The 12,751-nt window shown below is 38.2% G+C and carries 14 protein-coding genes; 9 read left to right on the top strand and 5 right to left on the bottom strand.

Features of this window, described 5'->3' with window-relative positions:
• Positions 1 to 32: 32 nt before the first annotated feature.
• From CWC11_RS05735 to CWC11_RS05720, 4 genes are read right to left on the bottom strand one after another with little or no spacing between them, the layout of a single operon-like run.
• A complete protein-coding gene (locus CWC11_RS05735; RefSeq protein WP_138681907.1) occupies positions 33 to 533 on the bottom strand; it encodes a DUF3299 domain-containing protein in 501 nt (166 codons plus the stop codon).
• A 14-nt stretch (positions 534 to 547) separates the two neighbouring features.
• Positions 548 to 1,837 (bottom strand): ABC transporter permease, encoded by a 1,290-nt coding sequence (locus tag CWC11_RS05730; RefSeq protein ID WP_138681906.1) that lies wholly within the window; start codon positions 1,835 to 1,837, stop codon positions 548 to 550.
• A complete protein-coding gene (locus CWC11_RS05725) occupies positions 1,834 to 2,532 on the bottom strand; it encodes an ABC transporter ATP-binding protein (RefSeq protein WP_138681905.1) in 699 nt (232 codons plus the stop codon). The genes CWC11_RS05730 and CWC11_RS05725 overlap by 4 nt, the downstream gene beginning before the upstream one ends.
• Positions 2,533 to 2,543: 11 nt before the next feature.
• Positions 2,544 to 3,614 (bottom strand): CDP-glycerol glycerophosphotransferase family protein, encoded by a 1,071-nt coding sequence (locus tag CWC11_RS05720; RefSeq protein WP_138681904.1) that lies wholly within the window; start codon positions 3,612 to 3,614, stop codon positions 2,544 to 2,546.
• Positions 3,615 to 3,989: 375 nt separating this feature from the next.
• Between CWC11_RS05720 and CWC11_RS05715 the strand changes: the two genes are divergently transcribed.
• The 8 genes from CWC11_RS05715 to CWC11_RS05680 all read left to right on the top strand — a co-directional run bounded on the left by CWC11_RS05715 (position 3,990) and on the right by CWC11_RS05680 (position 11,892).
• Complete coding sequence (locus CWC11_RS05715; protein ID WP_138681903.1) at positions 3,990 to 5,093, top strand: phosphoribosylaminoimidazolesuccinocarboxamide synthase; 1,104 nt, start codon at positions 3,990 to 3,992, stop codon at positions 5,091 to 5,093.
• Positions 5,094 to 5,215: 122 nt separating this feature from the next.
• Positions 5,216 to 5,878: a methylamine utilization protein gene (locus CWC11_RS05710; protein ID WP_138681902.1), complete on the top strand. Its 663-nt coding sequence runs from the start codon at positions 5,216 to 5,218 to the stop codon at positions 5,876 to 5,878.
• On the top strand, positions 5,871 to 8,186 hold the full coding sequence (locus tag CWC11_RS05705) for a bifunctional diguanylate cyclase/phosphodiesterase (RefSeq protein WP_138681901.1): 2,316 nt from the start codon (positions 5,871 to 5,873) through the stop codon (positions 8,184 to 8,186). The genes CWC11_RS05710 and CWC11_RS05705 overlap by 8 nt, the downstream gene beginning before the upstream one ends.
• Entirely contained in the window at positions 8,173 to 9,006 is an 834-nt protein-coding gene (locus CWC11_RS05700; protein WP_138681900.1) for a DUF3034 family protein, read from the top strand. Before CWC11_RS05705 ends, CWC11_RS05700 begins: the two co-directional genes overlap by 14 nt.
• The gene (locus CWC11_RS05695; protein ID WP_138681899.1) at positions 9,006 to 9,425 is read left to right on the top strand and encodes a group I truncated hemoglobin; all 420 of its coding nucleotides are present in this window, start codon (positions 9,006 to 9,008) and stop codon (positions 9,423 to 9,425) included. The genes CWC11_RS05700 and CWC11_RS05695 overlap by 1 nt, the downstream gene beginning before the upstream one ends.
• A 63-nt stretch (positions 9,426 to 9,488) precedes the next feature.
• Positions 9,489 to 10,553 carry a CDP-glycerol glycerophosphotransferase family protein gene (locus CWC11_RS05690; RefSeq protein WP_138681898.1) on the top strand — a complete coding sequence of 355 codons (1,065 nt, stop codon included), beginning with the start codon at positions 9,489 to 9,491 and terminating at the stop codon, positions 10,551 to 10,553.
• A 75-nt stretch (positions 10,554 to 10,628) separates the two neighbouring features.
• The gene (locus CWC11_RS05685) at positions 10,629 to 11,054 is read left to right on the top strand and encodes an FAD synthase family protein (protein WP_104641958.1); all 426 of its coding nucleotides are present in this window, start codon (positions 10,629 to 10,631) and stop codon (positions 11,052 to 11,054) included.
• A gap of 1 nt (position 11,055) precedes the next feature.
• Positions 11,056 to 11,892, top strand: a complete 837-nt coding sequence (locus CWC11_RS05680; RefSeq protein WP_138681897.1) for a sulfurtransferase — start codon at positions 11,056 to 11,058, stop codon at positions 11,890 to 11,892.
• Positions 11,893 to 11,946: 54 nt separating this feature from the next.
• Here CWC11_RS05680 and CWC11_RS05675 read toward each other — a convergent pair whose 3' ends face one another.
• Entirely contained in the window at positions 11,947 to 12,306 is a 360-nt protein-coding gene (locus CWC11_RS05675) for a C1orf53 family protein (protein ID WP_138681896.1), read from the bottom strand.
• Positions 12,307 to 12,349: 43 nt separating this feature from the next.
• On the opposite strand from CWC11_RS05675, the gene CWC11_RS05670 reads away from it, so the two are divergent.
• Positions 12,350 to 12,676, top strand: a complete 327-nt coding sequence (locus tag CWC11_RS05670; RefSeq protein WP_138681895.1) for a hypothetical protein — start codon at positions 12,350 to 12,352, stop codon at positions 12,674 to 12,676.
• The last annotated feature ends 75 nt before the right edge of the window (positions 12,677 to 12,751 follow it).

The following is a 12,751-nucleotide window of genomic DNA, read 5'->3' as shown; positions in this document are numbered from 1 at the left end:
GACCGCTGACCGCTGACCACTAACCACTGAACTTATAATTCAAACGGCGCTACGCCTACCGCTTTCATTTTATATCCTACTTGGGCTATTTCGCCTGACCAGCTTTGCGTACTTATAATACCTGTTACTACTATAGCGTCGTATAAACTGTCGATAGGTACGCCGCCTTTAATTGTTACATGTACTATTTGGTTTGGCGGTGGTGGTGGTACGTGAATACACGCGCCAAAGTATGGCACTAATAAAAACTCGGTGATCACTTCGCTATCGCCTTCTAGCGGTACTACAAAGCCAGGTAAACTAACTGATTGTCCATCGAGCGCTTTTACTACTGGTGCATCTAAATCGGGTTGCACCCAATTTTGCTCACTGCCTTCATGATTGGCCTGAGCTTGTGTATCTATTTGTATATGGCCTTTAGGAATCAAGTCTTCCCAAAAAATCTCTTTTGGCGGGTTGGCATTACTAATAAAGCTTATAAATAATAAGCTAATGCATAAGCTGTAATTAACTACTGTTTTAAAAAACGTCATGGGATACCTAAAAATTATATTTTTATACTCATGCCATCGCTGAGTGAGTAAAAGTAAGCGCGGGTGGCGGGTATTAAACCAATAATAAAACCAGCTGCCATAATAACGCCTATTAAGGTGAGTTCATAGTAAGAGAGCATGTCTATGTTTACGCTTATGCCTGCGTGGCTTTGTAAGTAGCTACTAGCTAAAAGCATAACTAAGTAATAAAGTGCGCTGCCTACAATGCACCCAAGCAAGGTAGTAAAAAGTGACTCAATACTTATTAACGTAAATAACTGCCATGGGCGAGCACCTACGGAGCGCAATATGGCAAGTTCGCGTCGTCGTTGGTTTAAATTAGCCAGCAGCGTAGTAAGCATACCTAATAAACTAACCAGCACGACAACACCCGAAAACAACAGTAATACTTTTTCGATTATTGCTAACATTTGCCACAGCTCTTTAAGCGTTACAGTTGGCATAATGCCTAGCAGTGCTTCTTTTTTATATTGATTTATATTGCGCCTAATTTGTAGCGTGTATAAAGGCGAGTCGAAGCCCATTAAAAAAGCGGTAATTTGTTTAGGCTGCCCTGTTAAGTCACTATGCTTTTCGTGTTCATCGTGTTCATCGTGTTCATCGTGTTCATCGTGTTCATCGTGTTCATCGTGTTCGTTATGAGTAGAGCCTCCATGTATTAAGTCAATTGCGGCCAGTGGTATGTGTAAGGTTTTATCAACTGGCGTGCCAGTGGCATTTAAAATGCCGGTAACTTTAAAAGGATTGTCTTTATGGTGATGAAAACTGGTATTGCCCATACCATGAGATATGACTATTTGGTCACCTAATTTATAATTTAAGCGGTTTGCTACATCACTTCCTAATACTACTTCGTTAATAGCAGAAAAAGCATGTCCTTGGTTAAAGGTTAAGTGCTGTTTTTTAGCAAATTGATAATGTTCAAAGTAGTCAAGAGTTGTGCCAAGTACTGCTTGGCCTTTATGGCTATCGCCAAGGCTTATAGGAATACTCCATTTAACGCCTCGTTGATGAGTAATGTACTCATAACTTTGCCAGCTTACGCCATTATTTGTATGGCCAATTCTAAATACTGACGAAAGCAATAACTGTATATCACCGGTTCGCGCTCCCACAATTAAATCGGTACCTGAAATAGTATTACTAAAACTACTTTTTGCATCAACTCGTATGCGCTCAATACTTAAAAGCAGCATTACACTTATAGCGATGGTAAAAAGCGTGAGTAATACGCTTGCACGACGATTTAATAAGCTTTTGTAGGCAAGTTTAGTAAGGATCATAGTGGCTCCTGCAAGCTCATTAGATCAATAGCACGATCAAATAGCGGTTTTAAGCTTTCATCGTGGCTTACAAACACTAAAGTACTGCTGGAGAGCTTTGCTTGTTCAAACAATAGCTTTATAAAGTTTTGGCGGTTATTAGCATCAAGTGCTGAGGTGGGCTCATCGGCAATAATGAGCTCTGGGCTGCCTATAAATGCGCGGGCTGCTGCAACACGCTGCTGTTGGCCAATACTTAATGTGGCTACATCTTTGTTATGGTACTGCTTACTAAGCCCTAATGCGTTTAGTAAACGTACGGCTTCTTTTTGTAATGAAGGTTTAGGCTCAGATTGCTGTTTTAAGGCCTTTTGCTGTCGGCTTTTTGAAAACTCACAGCCAAGCGTTACATTTTCGATTGGTGATAGATAAGGGAGCAAATTAAAGTTTTGAAAAATATAACCAATATGATCTGCTCTAAAGGCATCTCGCTTGGTGTTGCTTTGTGTATTTAAATTTTGACTTAATATTAAAACATCGCCGCTGGTGGCGGTATTAATACCTGCCAGTAGTGCTAATAATGTTGATTTACCCGAGCCGCTAGGGCCATGCAAAAAAACATGCTCACCTTTATTTATTATTAGGGTAGGTATATTGAGCGTGGGTACAGGGTCGTTTTTATGCCATTTAAAGGTAACGTTATTAAGACTAATCATTTTACTTGGATTTACCAACCCCAAAAGTTGAACTCTTTTCGCATTTTTAAATTTCTAAAAAGGTTAAGAGGTTTAGGTTTTAGTTTTTCGTTTTTATGTAAAAACTCATTTGCTGCATTTAGCACCCTTTGGCTTGATTGGCCGTCGGTGTATGGGTGAAGCTCTTGGCAGTAGCTTTCAATATGTTGCATTAAGTTTTTAGGTTTTGTTAATGCATGCTCTATAGCGGCTTCTACTTCATCGGCTTGCGTTACATCAAGTAAGTGAGGCATAGGTTTTTGATTGCAAAAAGTGACTACTGGTTTTCTAAGGAGTAAAAACATCAATAGTATTGATGATGTATCACACAGCATTACATCAGCAGCTTTGAGTAAGGGTAATACGTTGTCTGTTTCTATAAAGGTTAAATTTTCATTACTTAACGCTTTGTATTTATCAACCCATTCGCTTGGCATTTTTGGATGGAACTGCATTAAAATTCGCCATTTACCTTGCTCACTAAAACGTTTTATTTGTTCGTATAATTTAGGGGCCAGTGAAAGCTTTCGTGAAAAAGTAGAGCAAATAAGTAATGTAGGCCGTGGGTCGTTACTACTATATGGGTTACTTTGTGAGTCGCTAAATAAAGGGTCTAAGGTGGGCCAACCTGTTTCGGTTACTTTAAAAAAACCATGCTGCAGAGCAAGTTCTGTAAAGCGCTCAGTGGTGTTAGGACCTTGCGTACAATATAAATCGTAGCAGCCTCTAATGGTAAAGTGACCTCTGTTTCCTTCAGAGCTACGCTTTTCTGAATTAAAGCCATGAAAAACAGCTACTTTTTTACCAGGAATAAAGCTTGGTACAATATTACCCGGAATATACGTTATATCTGGCTTCCAGCTTCTTACATCACTAATTGTATGTAATCGCTGCTCATCTGAGCTTAAAAAACTAGGGTTTACCTCACTACCTGCTAAAAACCAACGCACTTCACCTCCGTGCGCTAAAATTTGCGCCTGCAAAGGTCTTAAAATAGCGTATGAGTAATTTTGAGAAATATACATCAAGTACTTTTTATTTTTAGTAGCAGATAAGTAATTCAAGCGGCACCCCTTTGGTTAGCACGCTGAGTTTACCGCATTATTACAGCCATATAAATATTGCGTGGTTATTTAACCTCAGCTCTGGATAATAAACCTATCTCTAGCAGCTATTTTCAGCGCAAGCTGCGTTGAATTTACTTGCAATAGGCCAGCTATTGACGCGTAAATTCGCCTTGTTTTCATTGAAAATCTCTGGCTAGAGAAAATAAATTTAAATATCACCATAATTCAATGTGTTAGTGAGTCTCTTAACCAGAGTTCAGGTTATTTAGTTTTCAGTGCTGATTGAGCTTTAGGGTAGGCTGATTTATTATATAGCGCTTATAACCCCATACCATACTTTGCTCATTGAGCATCCCTAACCCCGGAGATAGCATGACTAGCTATAAAGTTTTAGACGTAAACGATGATTTACCCATTCGCACTAAAGGTGAAGTACATAGCGGTAAAGTTCGTTCGGTTTATTGGCTAACAGACGAAGACAGCGCACGACTCATTAAAGATAAAGGCTACAAAGTGCCTCAAGGTACTGAGTTAGCAATTATGGTTATTTCAGACCGTATTTCTGCTTTTGATTGTATTTGGCAAGGCGAAAATGGTTTAAACGGCGTGCCGGGTAAAGGTATCGCGCTTAATTCAGTTGCATCTCATTGGTTTAAATTATTCGATAAAGCAGGCCTTGCGGGTAATCACATTGTTGATATTCCGCATCCGTATGTATGGATTGTACGCAAAGCAAGTACTGTTAAAGTAGAGGCCATTGCACGCCAATATATTACCGGCAGTATGTGGCGCGACTATGCAAAAGGCACACGTAATTTTTGCGGTATAGATTTACCAGAGGGTTTAAAGGCTAACCAAAAGCTTGATGATGTACTTATTACTCCTTCAACCAAAGGCATAATTGAAGGTGTTGCCGATATTCCACCTGTTGATGATGTGAATATTACCCGTGCTAACATCACTAATAACTTAGATGTATTTAATTTTAAATCGGCTGATGACGTAACTAAATACGAAAAGCTATTGGTAGAGGGCTTTAAGTTAATTAGTGATGAGTTGGCAAAGCTTGATCAAATTTTTGTAGATACAAAATTTGAGTTTGGCTATGTAGAGGACTTAAACGGCGCACAACAACTTATTTATATTGACGAAGTAGGTACGCCTGACTCTTCGCGCATATGGGATGAAGCGGCTTACCGCGATGGCAAAATAGTTGAAAACTCTAAAGAGGGATTTCGTCAGTTATTAATTTCTAACGTGCCAGAAAGTGACGTGTTATTAAACAAAGATCGTATGGACGAGCGCGAGCAACTCGCTAAAGATTACATTTTACCAGAGGCTGTTATGCTTGAAGTGTCGAATACTTATGTAGGCATAGCAAGTAAAATTGTAGGTAAAGATATTGTAATACCTGAAGATCCTCGCCAAGAAGTGATTGATATTTTAGATGCCGATTACGGCCTTATTGTAAAATAACAATACTAAAGTATGTAATAACGAGTTAGCCCAGTTTTTATTTTTAGTTACTGGGCTATAATTCTTGCAATTAGTGCTCGTCTCTAATTAACTTAACCTAACATTAATGTTTAGGTGTTGTTATGTTTAAGCGGGCATTGCAAAAATATGCAAAATATAGTTATTTTTTAGCTATAGGTTTGTTTTACAGTCAGTTTGCCTCAAGTGCGGACATAAACTTAGTAATAGAAGATCAGCACGGCCAAAAACTATCGGGCGCGGTTGTTGAGCTAATTAATGCAAGCACTCATTCAGCATCAAAAACATTACCCCTTGCAGTAATGGATCAGGTTCATAAGCAGTTTTTACCTGAGTTATTAGTAGTACAACAAGGCCAGCAAGTTAACTTTCCTAACAGCGATAATATTCGCCATCATGTGTATTCTTTTTCACAAGCTAAGCCTTTTCAGCTAAGGTTATATTCTGGCCAACCAAAAGAGCCAATAACGTTTAATCAGCAAGGTGTTGTTGTTTTAGGCTGTAATATTCACGACTCTATGGTGGGCTATATTTATGTTGCTAGCAGCGAAAGTGTATATAAAAGCGATAAAAAAGGGATGGTTAGCCTTACGTTAGGCACTTTACCTGCGCAAGTGAGTGTATGGCATCCTCTTCAAACAGCACCGCTGGAGAATAAAAAAATTATAACAATTAACTCTCAAAAGCAGTTGGTAGTCACTGTAAATACTTCATCCCCCGCTCCTCGAAATACGTTTGGCAGTAAATTTAAGGTAGGTAATGACTAATAGTTTACGAAACCGTATAACCATTTTATGTGTAGGCTTAGTGTTATTAACCACTTTGGTCAGTTTGCTCAGTTTTTGGTGGTCTACAAGTAAGTTTCAAGAAGAGAAAGTAAATCAAGATATTAATGTTGCACAAAGTGTTTATAAGCAATATCTAAAATCTAAAGAAAGCTTACTGCTAACGGCTGCAAAGGTGCTTACTTCCGACTTTGGCTTTAAACAAGCGGTTGCTACACGCGATGCGGGCACAATAAGTAGTGTGCTGTTTAACCATAGCCAGCGTATTGATGCCGAGCTAATGTTACTGCTTGATTTGTCGGGTAAGTTAATTTCGGCTAATACTAACGAAGATGCTTTTGCGGATAATTTACAACCTTTAATGCAAGAGTTATTAAGTGCGCCAGAAGAGTCGAGCTTTGTGGTACTTAACAATGCGCTTTACCAAGTTATTTTACTACCAGTTAGAGCACCGCGTACGGTGGCTTATAGTTTAGTGGGCTTTAAAATAGATGACGGTGTGGCTAATGAGCTAAAAAGCTTAACCGGAATGGACGTAAGCTTTATAGGCCGTGCTGAGAATATTGTTATTAGTTCTTTGGCTGAGCGTCCAACCCCATTTGAACCGGTTTCTTATTTTAATACAGTTACTACAACGCGCTTTTTTGGCGAGTATTTAGTGTATCGAAATTTAGATATAGAGCTGGCCTCGTTAGCTAGCCAACCTATTATTATTTTATTAAGTGCCGATTTAACGCAAAGCTATAAAGACTTCGAAAAACTGCTTTTTACACTCATTATTTTAGCTATTTTAACGATGTTTGTAGGGGTAATAACCAGCAGTTTATTTGCAAGTAATTTAACCACGCCGTTATCTCAGCTTGCTGTAATAGCTAAGCAATTTGCGCAAGGTAATTATAGTTTTGAGTTTAAAGGCAAAAAGCAAAGTACAGAAATAGCCACCTTAGTTGCCGCATTCGATAGCATGGGTAACGATATAAACGAGCGTGAGCAACAAATTAGCTTTCAGGCTCGTCATGATTCTCTTACCGGTTTTTATAATCGCTCGGCTATGCTTGAAGTACTTGATGATGAGCTTGATGCAAAAGCCGAATACACGTTAGTTGCGATTGATATAAAAGGCCTGCGCCATATTAACGATAAACTGGGCCCGCGTATTGGTGATGATTGCTTAAAAGCTGTGGCTTGCAGAATAAGCGAGTTCTCAGATGAGTTAGGTGGCTTTCATGCTCGTATTGGCGGGGATGAGTTTTTAACCGTATTTCCCACTGGGGCAGCGCGGGATCAAAAAAGCGGCATTGTAGGCTTAATGGCTCAGTTGCAGGCTTGCTATACCATTCAAAAGCTAAAAATTAACTTACGTTTTAGCGCGGGAATTGTGCAGTACCCTGCACAAGGAATGGCAAGTGACGATTTAATGCGCCGTGTACTTATTGCAGTAGAAAGCGCAGCTAATAACCAAGAAAATATACATTATTACAAAAATGGTGAAGACGAAGCGCACTTAGAGCGTTTAATTATGCTTGATGAACTAAAGCAGGCTATAAGTGATGACGATGGGCAGCTGTTTATGACCTATCAGCCTAAACTACATATGGTTACCCAAAAAATAGATAAAGTAGAGTCACTTATTCGCTGGCAGCGTAAAGATGGCAGTTGGGTAAACCCTGAGTTATTTATTGATTTAGCAGAGCAGTCGGGGCTTATTGTTGAACTAACAGCTTGGGTGGTTAATACCGTGGTTTCTCAAGTTGCTGATTGGCAAAATAAAGGCATTAATTTGCAAGCGGCTATTAACGTATCAGCACAAGATATTGCATTTCCGGGTTTTCATTCAGCGCTGGTCCGTACTCTTAAAAAGCATAACGTAACACCTAGTTTGATCACAATTGAGCTTACCGAGCGCGATATGATCGAAAATGAAGAAAAAGGCATAAAAGCGCTACAAAACTTAAAAGAGATTGGCGTAAAAATATCGCTTGATGATTATGGTGTGGGGCAAACATCACTTGGGCGATTAAAAATGTTACCTATTGATGAGCTAAAATTAGATAAGTGCTTTATTTTAAAATTAGATGAATCTCAAAAAGATCAATTTATAGTGCAATCATCCATCACGTTAGGCCATCAATTGGGGTTTTCGGTGGTGGCTGAGGGCGTAGAAACTTTAGACTCATTAAATCTACTTAAAGAAATGAAATGTGACCATGCGCAAGGTTATTACCTAAGTAGACCTTTAAAAGCAGACCTCTTAGAAGAGTGGCTAAAGGAATATTATGAAAAGAATTAAGTGTTTATTGGTAGGGTTGCTTCTAGCGACTAGCTTTTCTAGCCTCGCGAGTGATGGAAAGCTGTTGGCCACACCGGGTGTTTCTCAAATTGAAGGCAGTGGCGGCGGTGGTATAGTTCCGTGGGCACAGCTAGCCGGTTACGCAAGCGAAGATGAGTTTTCGGTAAATGGTTTTTGTAGCCGTGCAGATGTAACTGATTACACACTCGATGTGTGCGGTGCACAACTTAATTTATTTAATAGAATAGAGCTTAGCTATGCTCAGCAACGATTTGATGTACCCGCGCTTGATACCGAAATAGAGCAATCTATCACGGGCGCTAAAATTCGTTTATACGGTGATATAGTTTACAGCGATTGGCCACAATTAAGCTTAGGTTTACAACATAAATCACTTGATGATGGCTCAGTAGCAACACTTGTAGGTGCACAAGATACTAGCGGTACAGATTATTACCTCGCTGCGAGTAAATTACATTTAGGGGCTATTGCCGGCTACAACTGGTTTTGGAATGTAACCACACGCTATAGCGAAGCAAATCAGCTTGGTTTACTTGGTTACGGCGGGGGAAATGGTAGCGGTAAAGTGTTATTTGAAGGCAGCACCGCACTATTTTTTAGCCGTGAAGTGGCTGTAGGTATTGAGTATCGCCAAAAAAATAATAACCTTAATTTAGGCGAGCAAGACTGGAAAGATCTGTTTGTAGCCTGGATGCCCAATAAACATGTGAGTGTGACAGCGGCATACCTTGATTTAGGTAGTATTGCTGGTGCGGACGATCAAACGGGCTGGTATTTATCGGTTACAGGGTATTGGTAATGAAAAGCGTCGCCATTTTTTTTATATGTATAATTTTACTAAGCGGGTGTTCAAGCTCTACGCAGCTATCGCTTTATCAAAAGTTAGATGGCAAAGCCGGTTTGGCTCGAATAGTCGATAGTTTTATTTATCAAATAGGTAATGACGAGCAAGTTATACACTACTTTGAGCACAGTAATATAACGCATTTTAGGCAAGGGTTTATTACGCATATGTGCATGTTAGTAGAAGGCCCATGTGAATACGATGGCGACTCTATGGTGGCAATTCATACGGGTATGCATATTACAGAGAAAGACTTTAATCATGTAGTGGATTTACTAATAAATGCTATGAATGAGCAAAATATAAACCATAATTTACAAAATGAGATCCTTTCTCGAATGGCCCCTTTACGCAGTGAAATTATAAAAATATAGGTACTTGGTTTTTGTTATGCCATTTTCGAGGTAGAATATAAATAAAAATAATAGTGATTAAATATGAATGTAATTTTTGACACACAAAGCCTTTATTACTTACCTCAATATGTTCCTGTTTTTAAAAAACTCTCCGAGAAAGGCATCAAAAGTAAATTTGTATTTTATAAAAATAGCCATAAGCATTTAATCCAACGTGTTATAGATGATTATAATCTAGATCATATATGGGTTGATGATCAGCACCAGGCGATGGATTTTTATGAGCAAGAAAAGGCTGATTGGGTCTTTTTTGCGAATTCCTTTAGTTACTTAGAACGATTACATAAAGTGTCTAAAAGTGCACAGCTTGGGCATGGGATTGGTCCTAAATCAAGTTATTACACTAAATCAAACAAAGCGATGACAGTTAGGTTTGTTGAGGGGGCATACAGGCTTGCTCGTTTAGAGTCTATGTACCCTGATGATAAATTTATTGACGTAGGCTTTTGTAAATTAGACCCTATTTTTAACAATGAAAAAATTGATGGTGCTTTAGAACTTAATAACTTTAGTGATGAAAAACAAACACTTCTCTATGCTCCAACCTTTTATCCGAGTAGTTTAGAGTTATTTCCTAAAAATTGGCCGGAACATTTTGGCAATTACAACATCTTAATAAAACCTCACTATTTTTCTATTAGTAAAGAACGTTATAAAAAGCACGTGAAATTGCTCGAGCATTGGGCTACATATCCAAATGTATATTTGGCAAAAGTAGAAGATTATTCTTTAGTGCCCTTTTTAGATAAAGCTGATTTATTAATTAGTGATGCTTCGTCTGCTTTATTTGAATTTGCTTTGTTAAACAAGCCCGTTATTTGGTGTGACTTTTTAAAGTTAAGATGGGGCTACAGAGGAATATTCTCATATCGATTTAAAAAGCGAATGGATCGCGATTATGGTGAATATGCTAATTTGGCCGTACATGCTAAAAAGTATAAAGGTTTGAAAAAAATAGTAGAGCAACAACTCGCTGAACCAGAGAGTTTAGCTAATATCAGGTTGTCTTTATCTGAAAAACTAGCCGGAAAAGTTGACGGTAAGGCCAGTCAGAGAATCGTACAATACCTGATGGAAAATAATTAATTATTACAATCAAAGTTCGGACGTAATTAAATTTATAAAAGGACTTAAAACTCAGATAATAACTAGGTTTTATAAATGAAAAAAATTGGATATACCACGGGTGTTTTTGACCTATTTCATATTGGTCATTTAAATATTCTAAAAAGAGCCAAACTAGAGTGTGACTATTTAATTGTAGGTGTAACTACAGATGAATTAAGTATGTCGGCTAAAAATAAAGAGCCAGTTATTCCTTTTCAAGAACGTATGGAAATAGTTGAAGCTATAAAATTTGTAGATGAGGTTGTCCCTCAGGTTAATTACGACAAAGAAGAAGCTTGGAACAATTTAAAGTTTGATAAAATGTTTGTAGGTGATGATTGGAAAGGGACTGAAAAATGGAAAAAAATAGAAGCAGATTTTGCTAAGTTCAATGTTGAAATTTGTTATTTTTCTTACACCTCACATACATCAAGTACTAAGTTGCGTAACGTTTTAGATAAAATTGAACAAAAAAAATAAAATGAAAAACTTAATAACCTGCCAGCAGCTACATGAACAACTTGATGATCCTGCATTAATTATTTTTGATGCAGGCATGTTGCGCCCCGGTGTTTTAGGGACTTATAAAGTAGATAAAGTACTGCCAGGTGCACAGCGTTTTGATATTAAAACCGAGCTTGCAGATACTACCAGCGCTATACCTAACACCCTATGCTGCAGTGAGCAATTTACTCAAGTAATGCAAAAAGCAGGTGTAAATGACGATTCGTTTATAGTTGTTTATGAACAAGATGATTTATTTAGTGCTGCTAGAGCGTGGTGGATGCTAAAGGCTATGGGCTTTTATAATGTCAAAGTGCTCTGCGGTGGCTTAAAAAAATGGCTTAAATGCGGTTACAGCACCCAAAGCGCTTATCGTATTCCAACAAAGAAAGGTAACTTTGTTGCTAATTTAGCGCCGGGTTATTTTATTGATCAGCAGCAAGTGCTTCACAGCATAGATGATACAAGTACGTTAATGTTAGATGCACGTGCCTATAAGCGCTTTACGGGAGAAGACCCCGAGCCTAGAAAGGGAATGCGAAGTGGTCATATCCCTAATAGTCGTTCATTAGCGTTCACCGATTTATTAAATAAAGGTGAGCCTAAACCTATTGATGAACTCAAGGCTAAATTTAATGAAGTAGCCGGAGATACTCAACAACTCCAATTTAGTTGTGGCTCAGGTATTACAGCCTGCGTACTAGCTCTGCTTGCTGATGAATGTGGATATAACAACCTAAGCGTTTACGATGGTTCGTGGAGCGAATGGGGAGCAAGTGATTCACTGCCAATAGAAACAGGCAGTATTGAATAGCTGTAGATGAATGCAAGCTCTTATAAAAGGGTTGTTTTAGTTAATCGGCTCTTTTTATTTTTTATAGCCGTATGGGCAATTTTTACAACCATTTTTACAGCAAGTACCCCGTTTTAAAAAAAACCATTTACTGAATACCATATAGCCATTTTGCATGGTGTAATCTAGCCCTTCTATTAAATTGTCATTACCTCTAAACTTTTTAGCAAATTCAATTTGAGCTTTAATTGGTTGGGTATAAATACTTTCCAAATAAACATTAATTTTACTAAGCGTACAGCGAGTGCATAAACAGCTTGTTGCACTGCTATCTAGCGGTAAAATAGCGGGTAACTGGTTACACCAACATGCGGTTATATCACTTACATTACAGTTAAGCGTTGTATTACATTGGCTGCAGTTTATTTGGGTCATTTTAGGTCTTATTAACAGTAGAGCAGCAAGAATAACAAATATTATGAATATACAAAAAGCATTGGCCGAATTTATTACATTTGGCGAGCAAAGAGATAACGCCATTAGTGTGATTGTTTCAAACTCTTCGAACAATCAAACCTATCTGTACACACTCACAAAACCTATACTAATTGACGTACTTACGCGTTGTTTAAATAAAGAAATTGATATTGACGATTTGGAGCTGTGGGCAAATGTAATTGAATCGCGAGATGATATAAATTGCGCCGAGTATGAAGGCGTTATTTATGCGCTAAGCAATAGCGAGCAAATGGGAGAGCTTAGTCACAAAAAGCTCGAACAATTACTAAAATTATTGAAGGGCTAGATATTTAGGCTGACTTTCATTTTTAGATGCGAACTTACTGCGATTATATGTAACGAAAAAATACTAAGCCGCATT

It is taken from the genome of Pseudoalteromonas sp. S3178, from assembly GCF_005886985.1.
Taxonomy (GTDB): domain Bacteria; phylum Pseudomonadota; class Gammaproteobacteria; order Enterobacterales; family Alteromonadaceae; genus Pseudoalteromonas; species Pseudoalteromonas carrageenovora.
Note: the sequence above shows the minus strand (reverse complement) of the source record. Positions and strands in the feature narration are given on the sequence as shown.

Coding starts and splice junctions, on each gene's coding strand:
- CWC11_RS05735 (WP_138681907.1), bottom strand. CDS start 533: ATGACGTTTTTTAAAACAGTAGTTAATTACAGCTTATGCATTAGCTTA.
- CWC11_RS05730 (WP_138681906.1), bottom strand. CDS start 1,837: ATGATCCTTACTAAACTTGCCTACAAAAGCTTATTAAATCGTCGTGCA.
- CWC11_RS05725 (WP_138681905.1), bottom strand. CDS start 2,532: ATGATTAGTCTTAATAACGTTACCTTTAAATGGCATAAAAACGACCCT.
- CWC11_RS05715 (WP_138681903.1), top strand. CDS start 3,990: ATGACTAGCTATAAAGTTTTAGACGTAAACGATGATTTACCCATTCGC.
- CWC11_RS05710 (WP_138681902.1), top strand. CDS start 5,216: ATGTTTAAGCGGGCATTGCAAAAATATGCAAAATATAGTTATTTTTTA.
- CWC11_RS05705 (WP_138681901.1), top strand. CDS start 5,871: ATGACTAATAGTTTACGAAACCGTATAACCATTTTATGTGTAGGCTTA.
- CWC11_RS05700 (WP_138681900.1), top strand. CDS start 8,173: ATGAAAAGAATTAAGTGTTTATTGGTAGGGTTGCTTCTAGCGACTAGC.
- CWC11_RS05695 (WP_138681899.1), top strand. CDS start 9,006: ATGAAAAGCGTCGCCATTTTTTTTATATGTATAATTTTACTAAGCGGG.
- CWC11_RS05690 (WP_138681898.1), top strand. CDS start 9,489: ATGAATGTAATTTTTGACACACAAAGCCTTTATTACTTACCTCAATAT.
- CWC11_RS05685 (WP_104641958.1), top strand. CDS start 10,629: ATGAAAAAAATTGGATATACCACGGGTGTTTTTGACCTATTTCATATT.
- CWC11_RS05680 (WP_138681897.1), top strand. CDS start 11,056: ATGAAAAACTTAATAACCTGCCAGCAGCTACATGAACAACTTGATGAT.
- CWC11_RS05675 (WP_138681896.1), bottom strand. CDS start 12,306: ATGACCCAAATAAACTGCAGCCAATGTAATACAACGCTTAACTGTAAT.
- CWC11_RS05670 (WP_138681895.1), top strand. CDS start 12,350: ATGAATATACAAAAAGCATTGGCCGAATTTATTACATTTGGCGAGCAA.